We start from the raw sequence: 16,080 nt of genomic DNA on the forward strand, positions 1-16,080 counted from the left end.
TTTATTCGTCTTTAATCAACAACGACTGCAGTGCCGCTCGCCGACACCATTAACATGCCGTTGCCAGTCCCTAGTACTTCATAGTCAAGGTCGACACCCACAACAGCGTTCGCGCCAGCATCAGCGGCTTTTTGTTCTAATTCTTTTAGTGCGATTTCACGCGCACGTTGTAGCTCTCTCTCATAGGTGCCCGAGCGTCCGCCTACAATATCTCGCAGGCCAGCAAACATGTCTTTAAAGACATTGGCACCTAAGATCGCTTCGCCGGCGATCACGCCTTTGTAAGCAACTATACGCTTTCCTTCAACGGTTTGAGTAGTGGTGACAATCATGAATAGACTCCTATTGGGGATAAACCATTTCTGATTAACAACATAGCAGGTTGCGATAACATGGGAAATGACAGAAGTGTCGTAATTATGTATTCAACGATTCCAATCTTGGTAGAGACGAAAAAGGGAAAGCAAATGCTTTCCCTAATGTAGCGATGACTTTACTACTTTTTAATAGGCGTGTAGCCATATTCTTGGATGAGGGATTGTCCCTCATTAGATAGCACGAAAGAAATAAATTTATCCGCGTCATCATCAATGTCATCTTTCTTGTGTAGCAAAAGGAAAGGACGTGCGAGCTTGTATTTCCCTTCGGAGATATTCTTGGTGGTTGCTTCCACACCTTCAAACTTAATAGCCTTAACTGAACGGTCGACAGAACCTTCAGAAATGTAACCTACGGCGTGTGGGTTGTTGTTAACAATGGTCTTTACCATACTGTTGCTATTTACAACGAGGTTCGTTGGATTGATATCAGAGACTAGTCTGTCATTGATGATTTGGGTCAAGCCCAACAGACTTTCGAAACTTGAACGCGTGCCTGAAGAGGCCTCACGTGTCACAACTGCAATCTTCTGATCTGGGCCACCAACTTGCTTCCAGTTATTAATTTTTCCTTTATAGATGTCAAACAACTGTTCTCGAGTGAGGTCTTGAACCGGGTTTGCCAGGTTGACCACAATAGCTAGACCATCGTAAGCAATAGGAAAAACGTCTAGACTTTCACTGCTTTCACGTTCTGTAAGATAACGGCTGCTCATGCCGATATCCGCCGCCCCTTTTTCTACTAGGGTGATACCTGCTGTACTACCGATTCCTTGAACGGCTATGAACGTGTCGCTGTGTGACGTGTTGTATTGTTCTGCCAAGACATCCATAACACGAGCAACAGATGTAGAACCAGAAATATTAACTTCTTGTGCTGCTACAGTGTTTATAGCAGAGAAGGAGAGTAGAGCGGCTAAAGCGACGCGAAGCATAGAGAAACTCCAATTAAAGTGAGAATTTGCCACATCATATTTCGTTTGTGTGACACTTTTGTGAAGTGGAGTTGCATAGCCAATAAATTAGAGGATAAAAATGGTTACTGTGTGGCGTCGAGCGCTAACAAATTATCCAAAAAGCAGTTATATTAAACACATAGTCAGCCAAAAGGTGGGGTATATGACACTTATCGAAATGTCACAATGTCGCCTAGAAAGATGTGCCGAAATTGTTTGCAGCAACCGTAACAAGAGCATGCCTGTTGAATTGGGTAAATCCTTGTTTGAAATGGTTGAGCATGGCGTCTTGTTTTCTAAAGCTCATTATCTATTGGACTCAAGCTCTTCCAGTTACACCAGTGTCGTCGTTAAAGTCCTATTCGATTCCAATACCAGAGAATGGTCGATTTTCGTTCCCGATGAAGATGAAGGGGACAACTGGATGCCGTATCCATTTCTGGGTAAAAGTACGGACCTTACCGCGGTGATGAGGGAGATTGAGAAAGATCCTAAAGCGTACTTTTGGTGACGCATGAACGACAAAACATCATTCATATTAAAAAGGGAGCCCGATGGCTCCCTTTTTGTGTTATCTAGCGAGATGCTATTGGCTATTTAGCCGTTTCATCGCTTTGCTCTGTTGATGCATCTTTAGGTGCATCAGCAAATACTTCAACAGGCTTAGCGATTAGGCTACGTGTTTCTTGATTCACATCGTTCAGTGTTACTTTAAACGTGTCCCCTAGACGATATACGACTTCTTTATCAATAGAAACCGTGCCGTTCTCGTTGTTTCCTTCAATGCGCTCTTTGTTGTCAACGATGAGTGGGTTTGGAATAAACACAGAAGCGCCATTTTCTAGCAAACGGGCACGGATACCGGCGCGATTGATATCAAAGATTTCTGCGGTGAACTGTGTTTGTTTCTTAGGTTCGTCAGCAAGTGTACGAGCATATAACCAATCACCTACAGTACGCTCAGCAATCTTATGGTGTTTACGATGTAGAGCAAGCTCTTCACCTAAAGCATCATCTGGCTGTTGTGATGGTTCAGAGCCAAGAATGTAGGCTTTCAACAGACGATGGTTGACCATATCGCCATATTTACGAATAGGAGATGTCCACGTCGCGTACACGTCCAAGCCCATTGCATAATGAGCATCTGGCTGGTTGCTGATTTCACTGTACGCTTGGTACTTGCGAATCCGGTTATCTAGGTAGCTTGAATCTAAACCACCAAGATTACGGCGGAGTAGAGCAAATCCCTCAAGAGTTGACAGGCTTTCTTCAGTATAAAGGTTGTCTTCTTTACCTTGGTTGACCAGCTCTACAACATCTTTCAGCTTGTCCGCTTTAAAGCCAAGATGAGTATTGAAAACGCCATAGCCGTACGTTTTACTCAGAACACGGCCAGCACAAATGTTGGCGGTAATCATGGACTCTTCTACCAAGCGGTTGGCTACACGGCGCATATCTGCGTGGATAGCCACGACGTCATTGTCTTCACTAAGCTCAAAGCGATAGTCTGGACGGTCAGGGAACACAACGGCGTGTGCCTCACGCCATTGCGCGCGAGCATTGGCAAACTCATTTAGTTCAGTAACTACTTGAGCGATTTCTTTACTTGGTTGCCATTTGTCACATGTTCCGGTTTCTAACCAATCAGACACATTGTCGTAAGCCAGACGTGCATGAGATTTTATGTTAGCAGCAAAGAATTGAATATCATCTTGAATCACGCCGTCAGCACTTACAGTGACTTTGCAACAAATCGCTGGGCGTACTTCATTCTCAATTAACGAACAGAGATCGTCCGCTAAATCGCGAGGTAGCATTGGGATATTACGTCCCGGAAGGTAGATAGTGAAGCCGCGCTCTCTGGCGACTTTATCCATATCGTCTTCTGGTGTGATATAAGCGGTTGGATCGGCAATAGCAATGGTGAGTTCAAAACTGCCATTGTCATTTTTCTTTGCATAAAGTGCATCGTCCATGTCTTTTGTTGATTCGCCATCGATAGTGACAAATGGAACGTCTGTTAGGTCGATACGCTCTAAATCGGAATGATCGTTAATTTCCCAGTTTTCAAGGCCGGCTGGTTCAGTCTTTGGTAAATCGTTTTGAGCCAATGTTACCCACCAAGGTGCGATTTTGTCATTGGTGTCTGTGATCTTTTCTGTGATTTCAACAAAGAAACCGCCATCATCTTTTAATGGGTGACGAATTACGTGTGCTACGACCCAGTCACCGTCATTTAGATCATCTGACTTAATGCCTTTCTTAGTTTTGGCTTTAAGTGTGAGCTTTTTAAGAGTAGGGCTATCAGGAACAACGTTCAGTTTTCCTTTGATAAGTTTGACTCGGCCAATGAATCGCGTGACAGCCTGTTCGATAAGTTCTTGTGGTTCCGCTACTTCTCGGTCTTTTTCAGTACGGATAATTGCAACAACTTTATCTCCATGCATACATTTCTTCATGTATGGAGGTGGAATAAAGAAACTGTTTTTCGCGTCAACTTCTAGGAAGCCAAACCCTTTCTCAGTTGCTTTAATCGTCCCTTCTTTTTTTGGAAGGGTTTCTTGGATTTGTTGCTTAAGTTGTGCAAGTAACGGATTGTCTTGGAACATGTATCTACTTCTTAACGATGAAAGTGCCGACACTATACCCAAATGCCCGGAATATGCCTAGCCGAAATAAGTCAGGAAAGGCTAGGTTTTAAGCGTATTAGATGTAAATTTGATGACGCTTTATACAGAATTTTGTCATCGAGAAGAAAATTGTGATGTATTTCAATTTTTTCTGGCTTTTTTTGTGCTTTTAGGGAATAATCCGCCTCCTTGTTTACGTCCCTAGCGGCTTGATGCGATTTGCTACTTATCCGCATCTGAATGGAATCAGCTCTTTAAGGTTTGCTTTAGAAGCAATCTGGATCAGTTTGGAATTGGTAGAGCTCGTGGGACCTTAGTTAATAATTGATAAATGGGATCCCAATGCAAGATTCTTCAATTCAGTTTAGCGATTTAGCGCTGAACGACTCAATCCTTTCTGCTCTTGACGGAATGGGTTTCGTATCTCCAACTCCTATCCAAGCTGCGGCAATTCCGCACTTGCTAGCAGGCAAAGATGCGCTAGGTAAAGCTCAAACTGGTACTGGTAAAACAGCTGCATTCTCTCTTCCACTGCTTAACAAGCTAAATCTTGACCAACGTAAACCACAAGCTGTGGTTCTTGCGCCGACTCGTGAACTTGCTATCCAAGTTGCAGCGGAAATGAAAAACCTTGGTCAAAACATCAATGGTTTAAAAGTTTTAGAGATCTACGGTGGTGCATCTATCGTTGATCAAATGCGTGCACTTAAAAACGGTGCTCATATTGTTGTTGGTACTCCTGGTCGTGTTCAAGACCTAATCAACCGTGACCGTTTACACCTAGACGAAGTACACACGTTCGTTCTTGATGAAGCAGACGAAATGCTTAACATGGGCTTTGTTGATGACGTAACAGAGATCATGGAGCACGCTCCAGAAACAGCACAGCGCGTATTATTCTCTGCGACTATGCCTCCAATGCTCAAGAAGATCGTTGATCGTTTCTTGCGTGAGCCAGAGTACGTTGACGTTGCTGGCAAAAACCACACGGTAGACAAAGTAGAGCAGCAGTTCTGGGTTGTTAAAGGTGTAGAGAAAGACGAAGCAATGGCACGTCTTCTTGAAACTGAAGAAACAGACGCGTCAATCGTATTCGTACGTACTCGCCAAGATACTGAGCGTCTAGCTGACTGGCTATCTGCACGTGGCTTTAAAGCGGCAGCATTACACGGTGATATTCCTCAATCTTTGCGTGAGCGCACTGTTGACCACATCAAACAAGGTGTTATCGACATCCTAGTAGCGACTGACGTTGTTGCACGTGGCCTTGACGTACCGCGTATTACACACGTATTTAACTACGACATCCCGTTTGATGTTGAGTCATACATCCACCGTATCGGTCGTACTGGTCGTGCTGGACGTAAAGGTAAGGCGATTCTTCTAGTTCGCACTAACCAAATCCGTATGCTTCGTACTATCGAGCGAGTGACTAAGTCATCAATGGAAGAAATCCAACTTCCTCTACGTGACAAAGTTGCAGAAGCTCGTCTAGTTAAACTAGGTGCAGAGCTTGAGCAAGAGAAAGAGCATAAGTCTCTAGACAAGTTCGCTGAGCTTGTAGAGAAACTACAAGAAAGCCTAGAAATCGATGCAGCAACATTGGCAGCGATTCTACTTAAGCGTCAACAAGGCAAACGCCCTCTATTCTACATTGGTGAAGATCCAATGATCGCGGCTATCGAACGTGATAAGCAACGTCGTAAAGAGCGCCGTGAGGGTGGTCGTGACGGAGGCCGTGATGGTCGTCGTAGCTTCAACACTGCCGATTGGGATACATACCAACTGCAAGTAGGTCGTGAGCAAGGCGTTCAAGTTAAAGACATCGTAGGTGCACTTGCGAATGAGCTTGGCCTAACTAAAGGTTCTATTGGTGCAATTAAGCTAGATCGTGAGTCGACTTACGTTCAGCTTCCAAAGCAAATGACCTCTGATGTTGCTGGTAAACTTCGTAAACTACGTATTCGCCAAAAAGAAGCGGGTGCGGTAGTGGTAGACTTCACTGATTTCCGTGAGCCTCGTGGTCGTCGTGATGGTGGTCGTCGTGACGGTAACCGTGATGGCAACCGTGGTGGTTACCGTGGCAACCGTGAGGGTGGTGGTTATCGTGGCAACCGCGATGGCAACCGTGAAGGTGGTCGTGGTCGTGATGGCGAGCGTCGTTTTGACCGTAACCGTGGTGGTGACCATCGTGGCAGTCACCGTGGCGAGCGCAGTTTCTCACGCAATCGTCGTGATGAAGCATAATATCGCTTCTATTCAAAAATAGTTGAAAGCCGGGCTCATGCCCGGCTTTTTTGTATGACGAATATGCAACTGGTGCAAACCTGCCCTATAATCAAGGGATATAACCGATTAAATTCAAGATGTGAATTAAATCGGACCTTGATCATTATCAATAAATATCATTTTGATACAGTTGTTTGTATAAAAGAAAGTTGAAAGATTCAAAAAATATTGAATAATACAAACAAATATTAGGAAGTCGTCTTCCATCAATGCTCAAAACAGGATATCCCCCCATGTCTAATTCGTTTGTTCTCGTGATTAACTCTGGTAGTTCATCTCTGAAATTCGCTGTAATCGACTCAGCAAGTGGTGAAGCAGTTCTGTCTGGTCTTGGAGAGTGCTTTGGCCTTCCTGAATCTCGTATGAGCTGGAAATTTAATGGTGAAAAAACTGAAATCGCTATCGAAGGCGACGACAGTCACCACAAAATTGCAATCAGCAAGCTTGTGGGTTTAACAGATGAACTTGGCCTACAAGAGAACATCGTTGCTGTAGGTCACCGTATTGTTCACGGTGGTGAGAAATTCACTAAGACTGTACGCATCAACGAAGAAGTAACAGCGGAAATTGAAAAGCTTGCGGATCTTGCTCCACTACATAACCCAGCAGGCGCTATCGGTATCCGAGCAGCGATGGAAGCATTTCCTTCTCTTCCTCAGTTTGCAGTATTTGACACAGCGTTCCACCAAACAATGCCTGAGCGTGCATACACTGGTGCTATTGCTAATGAACTATACACCGACTACGGCATCCGTCGTTACGGCTTCCACGGTACTAGCCACTATTTTGTAAGCCGCGAAGCAGCGAAGATGATCAATAAACCTATTGAAGAGTCTAGCTTCATTTCAGTCCACCTTGGCAACGGTGCTTCAGTATGTGCTATCAACAATGGTGATTCAGTCGATACTTCAATGGGTTTCACGCCATTATCAGGGCTAATGATGGGTACTCGTTGTGGCGACCTAGACCCAGGTATTATTGAATACCTTTTGAAAAAGGGTTGGTCACAGGACAAAGTATTTAACGCACTTAACAAAGAGTCTGGCTTCCTAGGTGTTTCTGGACTAACGAGCGACGCACGTGGCATCTTAGAAGCGATGGAAGAAGGTCATGAAGGTGCTAAACTAGCATTCCAAGTGTTTACTTACCGCGTCTCAAAATACATTGCATCTTACCTAGCAGCTTTAGATTCGTTTGATGGCATCATCTTCACAGGTGGTATTGGTGAAAACTCTATGCCAATCCGTAGCGAGATCTTAAACAACCTAAAACTTCTTGGCTTTAAAGAAGATGTGAAAGGCAACGAAGATGCTCGCTTCGGAAACGCTGGCATCATCGGTAAATCTGAGATGCTAGGTGCTGTAGCAATGGTTATTCCGACGAATGAAGAGTATGTTATAGTACAGCAGTCAATGGCGCTACTTAACAAGTAATCATAGCTACTAAATTTGATATACTAAGCCACTGGAAACAGTGGCTTTTTTTATAGGAGATGACATGGAAGTCAGAGATGCTTATATATATTCGCGCGTTAGTAAAGAGAGCCAAGCAAAAGAAGGGGAAGGTTTAAAAAGGCAAATTGAACGTGCTGAAAAGTTCATTGAGACTGAGAATAAGGTTAATACAGAATACCGCTATCAACTAGTCGATGAAATTGTAGATGCGGGTTTGTCTGCATATTACGGGAAGAACACTAGTCAAAATGGCGGACTTGGGGCTTTCTTAGAAGCTGCTAAGCAAGGAGAAATTAAAGAAAAGTCATTGTTGATTGTGGAGGCTGTGGACAGGCTGAGCCGTTTACCAGCAGAACACAGCCGCCAACTTTTTGCAAAGTTGAAACGGTACAAAGTTGATGTGGCTATTACTAAGTTTTCCCTCATAATCCCTCACGATGAGCAGCTTGATATGGGCGTCGACCTTCTCCTGACCGCTGCATTTCACTTAGCTCACATGGAGAGTGAACAGAAATCTCAGCGCATCAAAGCAACGTTTGACAAAAAACGCCGTGACGAAGCGGAAGGAGGTGAGAAACGTACCTCTGTTTGTCCCGCGTGGATGAGGCTTTCATCGTGCAAAACACACTTTGAGCTAATTCCTGAGCATGTTGAAGTGCTTACAAAGATGATTGATATGAAGTTGGAAGGTTATGGTTGTCATAGGATTACCAAATATCTGAATGAGAATAATATTTCCAGCTTTAGTGGAAAGTCTTGGCGTACTGAAGTGGTTAATAAGTATCTAAAAATGATACAACTTAAAGGCGAGTTCCAGCGTGTAGAGCATAAGGAAGTTGATGGTAAGACGAAGAAAGTACCCGTAGGTGCTCCTATTGAAAACTACTATCCTCGCGTCATCGACAACCCGAAATTTCTAGCTTTACAGAGTACATTCCCAACCTCCGTCAAAGGAAGAGTTGGCAGTTCTTTTCCAAATTTATTTCGTGGTCTACTAAGGTGCCCCAGCTGTGGAAACATTTTAAGTTACTCAAAGCCGTCACGCGGTCACCCTAAACTTCGCTGTCGTTCAAGACTTGATAATCAAGGTTGTACGCAAAAATTCACTAGATACGCCCCAATAGAGAAGCACCTTGTTCAGAGCTTGGTGGGCTTAGATTATAGCCGATTGATGGATAGTTCTTACAAAAAACTTGAGGCAGAGATTGCGACTATTGATGGTGATATCAAATCCAAGCAACAATACCTTTTAGATCTATCTAGTGAGATAGAATTGGCAGAGCATATTGAAACAATCAAATTGCTTCGCTCTAAAATGGACAAAGCGAACAATACACTCGATGTTTTGTATGATAAACGAGATGAGCTGACTAAAGTTTCATCAAACTACGACTATAATGCTGTCAAAGACTTGGATTTATCAACTGTAGAGGGAAGGCAGAAATACCACGAGTATGTATCTAAGTTTATTGAATATGTAGTTGTTCAAGATCCAGACACAAAAGGCTCTGCTACAGCTGTGAAGTTTCGGACACAAAAACTAGGGCTATTGTTTTTTCCTTATGACAAATTGAGTTGGGACTTGTCTCATGAAAAGATCTTGACGGACTATTACACTAAGGAAGATGAGATTGAAGTTCAAATTGAAAGGCCGCTTTCATTGACATATGCACTTACTCAAAGGGATTTACTCAAGCAAGTTAGCGCTGTAAAAGCACCAACAGAACCGGAATATTTATCTGATATTAAGTATCTATTTGAAATCAGGCAAGAGTTTAAGAAAGAACCAGAGAAGTGGCGAACTCTGAAAAAGAAGTTGAGACTTTAGTTTTAATTTCAGGTAATTATATTGTGTTGGTCGAAAAATGTGGGCCAACACATATACATAAGCTAATCCGAATTTTGCTAATTTAGTAAAGTCCCCACCAAACATCTGCTTGAAGGTCTTGTTTTCGATTGGCGCATAATTTATTTCTACTAGCAAGGCTAGAAATCGAAACTCAAAACCGAAGAAAAAAACAACTGGTTCCATCCCGCGCAGCAGGTGATTCACAAAAATGGCTTGACGTCAACTAATTTTTATGATAGTTTATTCTTCCACTCAGCGAGGGGTATATCAATGCTTAGATTTATTTCTTTTCGATACATTGCTTTGCTTATCATCGTAATTCTTATTGTAGATTACGCCTTTTTCAAATCATCACAAACAGCAAACTTGCTTGAGACAGCACTGCTCAGCAGCAAGTCATATTCTTAATTTTTAATAGTTCAATCAACAAAACTAAACATCATGCGCTTCCAGCGTAGGGCACTTTACATCCTCACGAAAGGAGTTTGAACTATGACAACTAAACCAAATTTTGATCGAAATAAATACGAGCGCTTGATTCGCACAGCAACTACTGAACCGGGCATGCGAGAAACACTCGAAGAAATAGAAGCGCTAGTAATTCATCTGTCGCCTAATGTCGATAAGTTCATCAAAAAATTCGGTTGCATGAGCGTAGATAAGTTCTTGCAAGTGCTTCCATATGCGCCAATTGATGGCGATCTTCGAGGATTTTTCAAAGTTCAAGCTAGCGATGAAGCAGTGCAATTTTATATGTGCGCTTATCAAACCAGCATGAGTGCTGAATTAGATACCTTTGTCGTTTATATCTGTACTCAATCAGAAGACGAGGAATTCGGTATCATCGATACGCTTTTGCAAGCGAGTAATAATCAGCTTCCCAATTTGCTGCCAAATGGATTACCAGCATCCATTGCTGAGTCGGCTGCAAGCTGGAATGAGATAGATAATATCGACTGGAACGACTTAGAAGACTTAATTGAGGGCTGAGATGTTTCTTGAGCAAGCGGCTGAAAGGCTTGAGTTAGATATAAGAAATCTAACAAGCAACGAGACCAAGCTACTTATTGCTGAAACATATCGCGACATCAATCGAGCTGTGCTTCAGTCTTTAGCGCTCAATCAGGATGGCGAGAGCCTTAAAGCTCTGGGTGGTGCTAAAGTGCGCTTCCGCACGTGTAATTTTCTTAGATTCAAAGCTCTTTATAAAGAGCGCGATGTGAGAGAAATGTTGAGCGTAATGATTGATTATCGCAAACCAGAGTACGAGCACGATGTATACCAAGTTGGTTGGCTTCCGTACTACCAGTATGTTCTCTTTTGGCATATTCAAGCTTACAGAAATAAGCGACCAATCAACATGTACAGACTACCAGCTTGTGATTATTCGGACATCGAATTTCGTGTGTATGTGAGTGCTGAAATCGTCAACGATAAATATGGGGGGTGATTATTGATTGGTGGAATCATTGGAGATATTGCCGGATCGCTTCTTGAGGGAGCGCAACTACGAACTTATAACTTAACGGAAGCGAAGATGTTTTGCCAAAAGGCACATCCAACAGATGACTCGATACTTTTGGCAGCTACAGCACATGCAATGCTGGATGATAGTGATGATTTTGAAACCTACTATCGTCTATATGCTGGCACCTTTAACGACTGTAAGTTTGGTCCGTCGTTCACCCACTGGATGACAACCGGGAAGCCGAGTGCTAACAGCTATACTAATGGTCCAGCGGCTCGTGCAGGTGTAATTGGCTATCTAGATAAGGAAGACGAGGTATTGCTGATTGCCAAGAAATCAGCAGAGGCAACTCACATACATCAAGAAGCCATTGAGGGTGCTCAGGCTATTGCGTGGGTTGTGTGGGCAATGCGTAAACGGATTTCTATTCAAGAAATAAGCGAAGAGCTATATCAGCGTTGGAACTATTACGTTGATGCTAGTCACTCACATGACTTAAATAAAATTAGACGCGAAACCATTGGTATTGATTGCAGTGCTGCAAATACGGTTCCGTTAGCTATTTTCATAGCGCTTTTCCAAGCGCGTAGTGTCGAAACTTCAATAAGACTTTGTCAGTACGTTGGCGGAGACACTGACACGTTGGCATGCATGTCAGGGCTGATAAAAAGTCAGCAATTTGCCCCAAACCCGCAATGGGAACACATGTGCAAGCAAATTTTATGGCGCAAAGCACAGCCTATTTTGCAAGTAGTCGAACAGTTCGAATTGAGATTTGACGACAGTAAGTCATTGCCATTCTGACGAAAAATTAACAACGATATGGAGAACAAATATGCGCAAATTCATGTGTCGCGTAGGGATAGTTGCATCTTTAATTCTTTCATTAGTGGCCTGTGGTGGCGAAGGCGATGGTGACGGTAGTAGCGGAAGTGGTGGTGATTCACTTGGTTCTACAAGCATCAGCCCAAGCTCATACATCTCCGTCTCAGAGCAAAGTGCTGCGCTTACCCCGAATGAAAGTATTTCACAGCACTTGATGAATCTCTCTGAAATCATGGGCAGTGGAAACAATGCCGCAGATTCAGATCGATACTACACTTCTGACAACGGACGTATTATTGTCATTGGCCCTGCTCATTTACCTGAAGATGATTTCAAATGGGCGGCGACATTGGGCAACATTGCGCTGACACGCGCTCTTTCTGCCATGAACCTCGATCATAATGAGTATCTCAAGCTCAAATCCGGTTTGTCGGTGGACGCAGCGAGTGAAATCGACTTTATGATCCGCGATATGGGTGATTTCACTTCATCGAATTACACCACTGACTACGCGCCCATTCTTAATCGTATTCTTGATGGTAGCAATGTGACTTATGCATACGGCTCCGTTGCCGTCCCGACTTGGTCCGGTCTGCAAGCGCATTATTCCGCTTTTGAACAAGCAGAATATCAGCGTGAATTAGCCGTAGCATTAGCCATTCTGCCCAGTGCGAAAGAAGTCGAGCTTTATGATGATTTAGTTGCCGCTTATTCAGGCAACGGTGAAAATCGCAACGTGCCTGCCCCTTACGGCATCGAACCATTGGTGGTGCGATTAGATGACACGCGCAGCAATTCAGAATGGGGCGCTGGCACTCGATATGGCTTTGAAGTCGCACCAAAATCCGTCATTCAGTGCTCCGATGACGTTCAAATCGCAACGCACGAAGTGATCCATCACCTCCAAATCACCATCACCAACCCAACGGACGGTGGTACAGGACTGGAGCGCTGGTTCAGTGAGGGTCAAGCCGTGAAACTGTCTGGGATGGAGGTTGGACGCAGCCAGCATCAATACCCAACGCTCGACGTTGAAACCTTTTCGGATGTTCCATCTGTGTACCCTGGTTTTCCTGAGTACGAGTATGAGCATTATGGACAAGCCTACAATTGGTTTGTCAGCAAGTTTGGTGCTTCGGCTCAATACGATATTCTTTACGATATTCGTGACGACGTGGACTCGGTGATTGAAGACGATTTCAGTAAGCGAGAAGCATTCATCAACAGCTTTAATGTTTATGCATTGCCTCGGGACATTGATTATTACCGAGCCGATTATCCCAATCAACCAAAATAAATAGCACACAAAATTTCCTTAATTCAAATGGAGTTAGCTATGATTTTCATAATTTTTGTGGGTGTTGCTATGTCTTACTGGCAGGTCGATTTTCTGTTTGATTTCATGCGAACATTCAGTGTTTGCGAACCTTATTTGTCTTACAACGACGAATGGACTGACGGTTTTTATCAGTGCTACGGCTTTGATTACGATTACGTTAGTCATGCAAGAAGAAATTTGAAAGATCTTTTCTTTTTTCTTTTTGTTCTACCTTATGTCAGATTTGCAGCGCTCACTTTTATCAAGACCGGAGTTTAATTGCAAAAAGTGCAACATAGGTAGGTTATTGTTGCGAAAAGTGGTGCAATAATCTATAGCAGTGCTAGAATCAAAATATAAGGATTGCAGTTAACTCTCTACTGCAATCGGGCGAGTTTGGTCACTCGCCCTTTCTTTTGTCCGTCGTTCAGTTATGCAGCCTTTCCTTGTTTTGCTATCAAACATTCTAGGATGCTGTTGTCGATCTGGTTGATGCGTCTTTCAAGTTCAACCGGCAACGTAACACTATAAGCTCTATGACGCTTCTTCTTTCCTGAAAGCAGGGGCTTGATATTAAACTCTCTTTTTAGAACAGACGTGATTGTACTTAAAGGCTGTGCGGTTGATACTTTTGCCCTTTCAAAAGTGTCATGGAAAACATCTAACGCCTTTCTGCTTTGCACTCCAACTGTTAGCTCTGTCTCAAACAAGAAGTTAAGGAAGTCTTTCGCATCAGCGTTGCTGTATTTAAATTCACCTTCAAACAAGCCGACGGTTTCAAAAAACTTGAGAATCATTTGCTGTTGGAATTGTTGGTTGATAGTTAATGAAGATGTCTCCGCAGTAGCAAGCTTGAACTTGTTTATTATGCGCCTGCCAGTGCCATGGTTGTCAAAATCCAGCAACTCTTGATCTACTTCAGGAGTGCAATAGAAGTCACTTAAAGTGTATTTAAAGAGTTTTAGTTTGCTGTCAGTCGTTGCATGCTCGCCTTGCTGTCGGATGCGTTCAGCTTCAGTGCGAGTGATCATTTCGGCATTTAAAACCTGTGCTTGTCGAGTTTCTTTTTCTACGGTTCTTCCTTTCTTGTTTGCTGCCGAGCCATTTGCTTGCTCTTCTTCGGTCCCGGTCACAAATTCAATCTCATATCCCAAATGTTCGAGAATGGTAAGGACAGTGAATTCGTAGTTTTCGCGCATGTCTTGCTTGAACTTTGCACGAGCGGCGATTTTCTGGAGATATTCATCGTCTAACATAAGGTCTAGCTGCTCTCTTGTCAGATCTGCGCTAAACTCGTCGTTAATCATGCTAGTGAGAATGGACGTTTCGCTTTGAGTTTGCCTGTTTCTGACGTTACTGAAGCACAGGTTAACGGTTTGATTTTTTCTAAAGCGACCTGGAGCTTGGATTAAATCGTTTGGTGAGATCGTACCATGCGCTATTACCGAAACTGTGCTGTAGTCGCCATCAAGAATACTCAGACCGTTTTTAGCAGCAGGATTATAAAAAATAGCTTGAACTGACCTGGCAAGTTCCGTTGGTTTGCTTAGCAACTCAGCTTTGCTTGATTGTGTAAACTCAGCGTCAATCTTCTGATAATCTACAAAGTGCTCTAGCTCTTCATCCTGTTCGTATTTTCGGTGTATTCCAGCAATAGCAAAAATCTCAGCATTAAAAACAGAATTTTCTCGGTTTTTACCATCGCTAAACACAGCTAGTTTTTTACCATTTTCAAGTGTTTCGCGAGATTTTTGTATGCAAACAGTAGGCGGCATGACCCTGACTACTGGTTTTTTAAACGGACTTTTTTGTGAGTAAACATAGATAGTTTTACCACTCTGTTGTGCCAGTTCATAAAGCCATTCAACAGTGTGGTCACTTAAGAAAGCGTCAAATCCAAATACTGTGTGAGAGCGCATGATTTGTTCTTCTAATGTCTTTAGTAGTTCCTTTTTTTCAGCTAACTTGCTTATGAGATTACTCTGGATTTGGTCGCGTACATCTTCCAGTTCATCAATGAAGAGAGTCTCTGATTTGTTCCGAAAGTAGTAGTAGTCATCGCTTAGTAGTTTGAGCACAACGCCGAGGACTGCACGAGCCTCTGCGTCGCTATATGCATATCTGTAGTCTCGTGTGTCTTCCTTATTTAGCTGAGAGTAGGTCAGAGAACGTGAGGCATTGATCGAGATGGGGTAGCGCTTGTCATCTTTGGCAGCAGCCATTAGTTTTGCTTGGATCTCTGATTTGCCTGTTCCCGGTTCGCCAACGAACAGATGGATACCTTGTCGATCTATCAAGTGATTTAGATCGGCTTTGTAATCTACTTCGACGAACTTGACTTTATCGTTGTCAGGCGAAATCGACGTTGACGAAATGATGGCTTGTTTCTTAGCTTGAATAGCGGTTTCCAGAGTTTCAATAAAAGCCTCGCCCCCAGTTTTCATGTGCTCGCGAATGATACTTTTAAGAGTGTCTAAGCTATTGCTTACCAGAAATTTTAAGCTGTCGCTGATCGCTCTTTTGGTTTCTTTTTCGACCGATTCTTGTGTTTTAGCAAATGACAAGATGGTTAACGACTTTGTTAGAGGAGAGTCGCCAAGGCTGATTCTTGTTTCGCCGAGCTGAATTTTCACTTGTTGTGCACGGGCGACACATGCGTCTTTGTAGAGATTATCTGAGTCAGTAACGATAGTGATTTTTGACTTCTTTGTGCCTTCTGCAATCACGTTAGATACGACTGTCGGAATGAAAGGGGTGATGATTTTTTTTGCTTCAGCAGGAATTGTAGGGTTATCAATACGACTAATGAATGTGTTCATTTTGTTTGCTCTCTTTCTATGTCTAGCACTGGTCAGCGTGCTTGGAGTACATATATGTAACTCTCGACTTATTATTCTGTTACTGTACATAAAAT

Annotated in this window: 13 protein-coding genes; 9 read left to right on the top strand and 4 right to left on the bottom strand. The window is 43.1% G+C overall.

What is annotated here, in order from left to right; translation table 11 throughout:
• Nucleotides 1–11: 11 nt before the first annotated feature.
• Both L2W36_RS13685 and L2W36_RS13690 read right to left on the bottom strand, forming a co-directional pair.
• On the bottom strand, nt 12–332 hold the full coding sequence (locus L2W36_RS13685; RefSeq protein ID WP_006069660.1) for a heavy metal-binding domain-containing protein: 321 nt from the start codon (nt 330–332) through the stop codon (nt 12–14).
• Nucleotides 333–496: 164 nt separating this feature from the next.
• Nucleotides 497–1,312, bottom strand: a complete 816-nt coding sequence (locus L2W36_RS13690) for a phosphate ABC transporter substrate-binding protein (protein ID WP_236110278.1) — start codon at nt 1,310–1,312, stop codon at nt 497–499.
• A 184-nt stretch (nt 1,313–1,496) separates the two neighbouring features.
• Here L2W36_RS13690 and L2W36_RS13695 point away from each other — a divergent pair, with 184 nt between their 5' ends.
• Nucleotides 1,497–1,844 carry a DUF3024 domain-containing protein gene (locus tag L2W36_RS13695; protein ID WP_006069662.1) on the top strand — a complete coding sequence of 116 codons (348 nt, stop codon included), beginning with the start codon at nt 1,497–1,499 and terminating at the stop codon, nt 1,842–1,844.
• Nucleotides 1,845–1,926: 82 nt separating this feature from the next.
• Here the strand turns inward: L2W36_RS13695 and rnb are convergent, their stop codons facing one another.
• On the bottom strand, nt 1,927–3,942 hold the full coding sequence (rnb, locus tag L2W36_RS13700) for an exoribonuclease II (protein WP_236110279.1): 2,016 nt from the start codon (nt 3,940–3,942) through the stop codon (nt 1,927–1,929).
• A gap of 363 nt (nt 3,943–4,305) precedes the next feature.
• On the opposite strand from rnb, the gene L2W36_RS13705 reads away from it, so the two are divergent.
• The 8 genes from L2W36_RS13705 (at nt 4,306) to L2W36_RS13740 (ending at nt 13,445) form a co-directional block, all read left to right on the top strand.
• Complete coding sequence (locus L2W36_RS13705) at nt 4,306–6,210, top strand: DEAD/DEAH box helicase (protein ID WP_006071603.1); 1,905 nt, start codon at nt 4,306–4,308, stop codon at nt 6,208–6,210.
• 275 nt (nt 6,211–6,485) lie between these two features.
• Entirely contained in the window at nt 6,486–7,685 is a 1,200-nt protein-coding gene (locus tag L2W36_RS13710; protein ID WP_236110280.1) for an acetate/propionate family kinase, read from the top strand.
• 64 nt (nt 7,686–7,749) lie between these two features.
• Nucleotides 7,750–9,534 carry a recombinase family protein gene (locus L2W36_RS13715; RefSeq protein WP_236110281.1) on the top strand — a complete coding sequence of 595 codons (1,785 nt, stop codon included), beginning with the start codon at nt 7,750–7,752 and terminating at the stop codon, nt 9,532–9,534.
• A gap of 513 nt (nt 9,535–10,047) precedes the next feature.
• The gene (locus tag L2W36_RS13720; RefSeq protein ID WP_236110282.1) at nt 10,048–10,545 is read left to right on the top strand and encodes a hypothetical protein; all 498 of its coding nucleotides are present in this window, start codon (nt 10,048–10,050) and stop codon (nt 10,543–10,545) included.
• A gap of 1 nt (nt 10,546) precedes the next feature.
• Nucleotides 10,547–11,005 carry a hypothetical protein gene (locus L2W36_RS13725; protein WP_236110283.1) on the top strand — a complete coding sequence of 153 codons (459 nt, stop codon included), beginning with the start codon at nt 10,547–10,549 and terminating at the stop codon, nt 11,003–11,005.
• A 3-nt stretch (nt 11,006–11,008) separates the two neighbouring features.
• The gene (locus L2W36_RS13730) at nt 11,009–11,827 is read left to right on the top strand and encodes an ADP-ribosylglycohydrolase family protein (RefSeq protein ID WP_236110284.1); all 819 of its coding nucleotides are present in this window, start codon (nt 11,009–11,011) and stop codon (nt 11,825–11,827) included.
• Nucleotides 11,828–11,858: 31 nt separating this feature from the next.
• The gene (locus L2W36_RS13735; RefSeq protein WP_236110285.1) at nt 11,859–13,145 is read left to right on the top strand and encodes a hypothetical protein; all 1,287 of its coding nucleotides are present in this window, start codon (nt 11,859–11,861) and stop codon (nt 13,143–13,145) included.
• 39 nt (nt 13,146–13,184) lie between these two features.
• Nucleotides 13,185–13,445, top strand: a complete 261-nt coding sequence (locus L2W36_RS13740; protein ID WP_236110286.1) for a hypothetical protein — start codon at nt 13,185–13,187, stop codon at nt 13,443–13,445.
• Nucleotides 13,446–13,597: 152 nt separating this feature from the next.
• On the opposite strand, the gene L2W36_RS13745 is transcribed toward L2W36_RS13740, so the two are convergent.
• Entirely contained in the window at nt 13,598–15,985 is a 2,388-nt protein-coding gene (locus L2W36_RS13745) for an AAA family ATPase (RefSeq protein ID WP_236110287.1), read from the bottom strand.
• Between the last annotated feature and the right edge of the window lie 95 nt (nt 15,986–16,080).

The sequence above is a fragment of the Vibrio sp. McD22-P3 genome, from assembly GCF_021568915.1.
Taxonomy (GTDB): domain Bacteria; phylum Pseudomonadota; class Gammaproteobacteria; order Enterobacterales; family Vibrionaceae; genus Vibrio; species Vibrio mediterranei.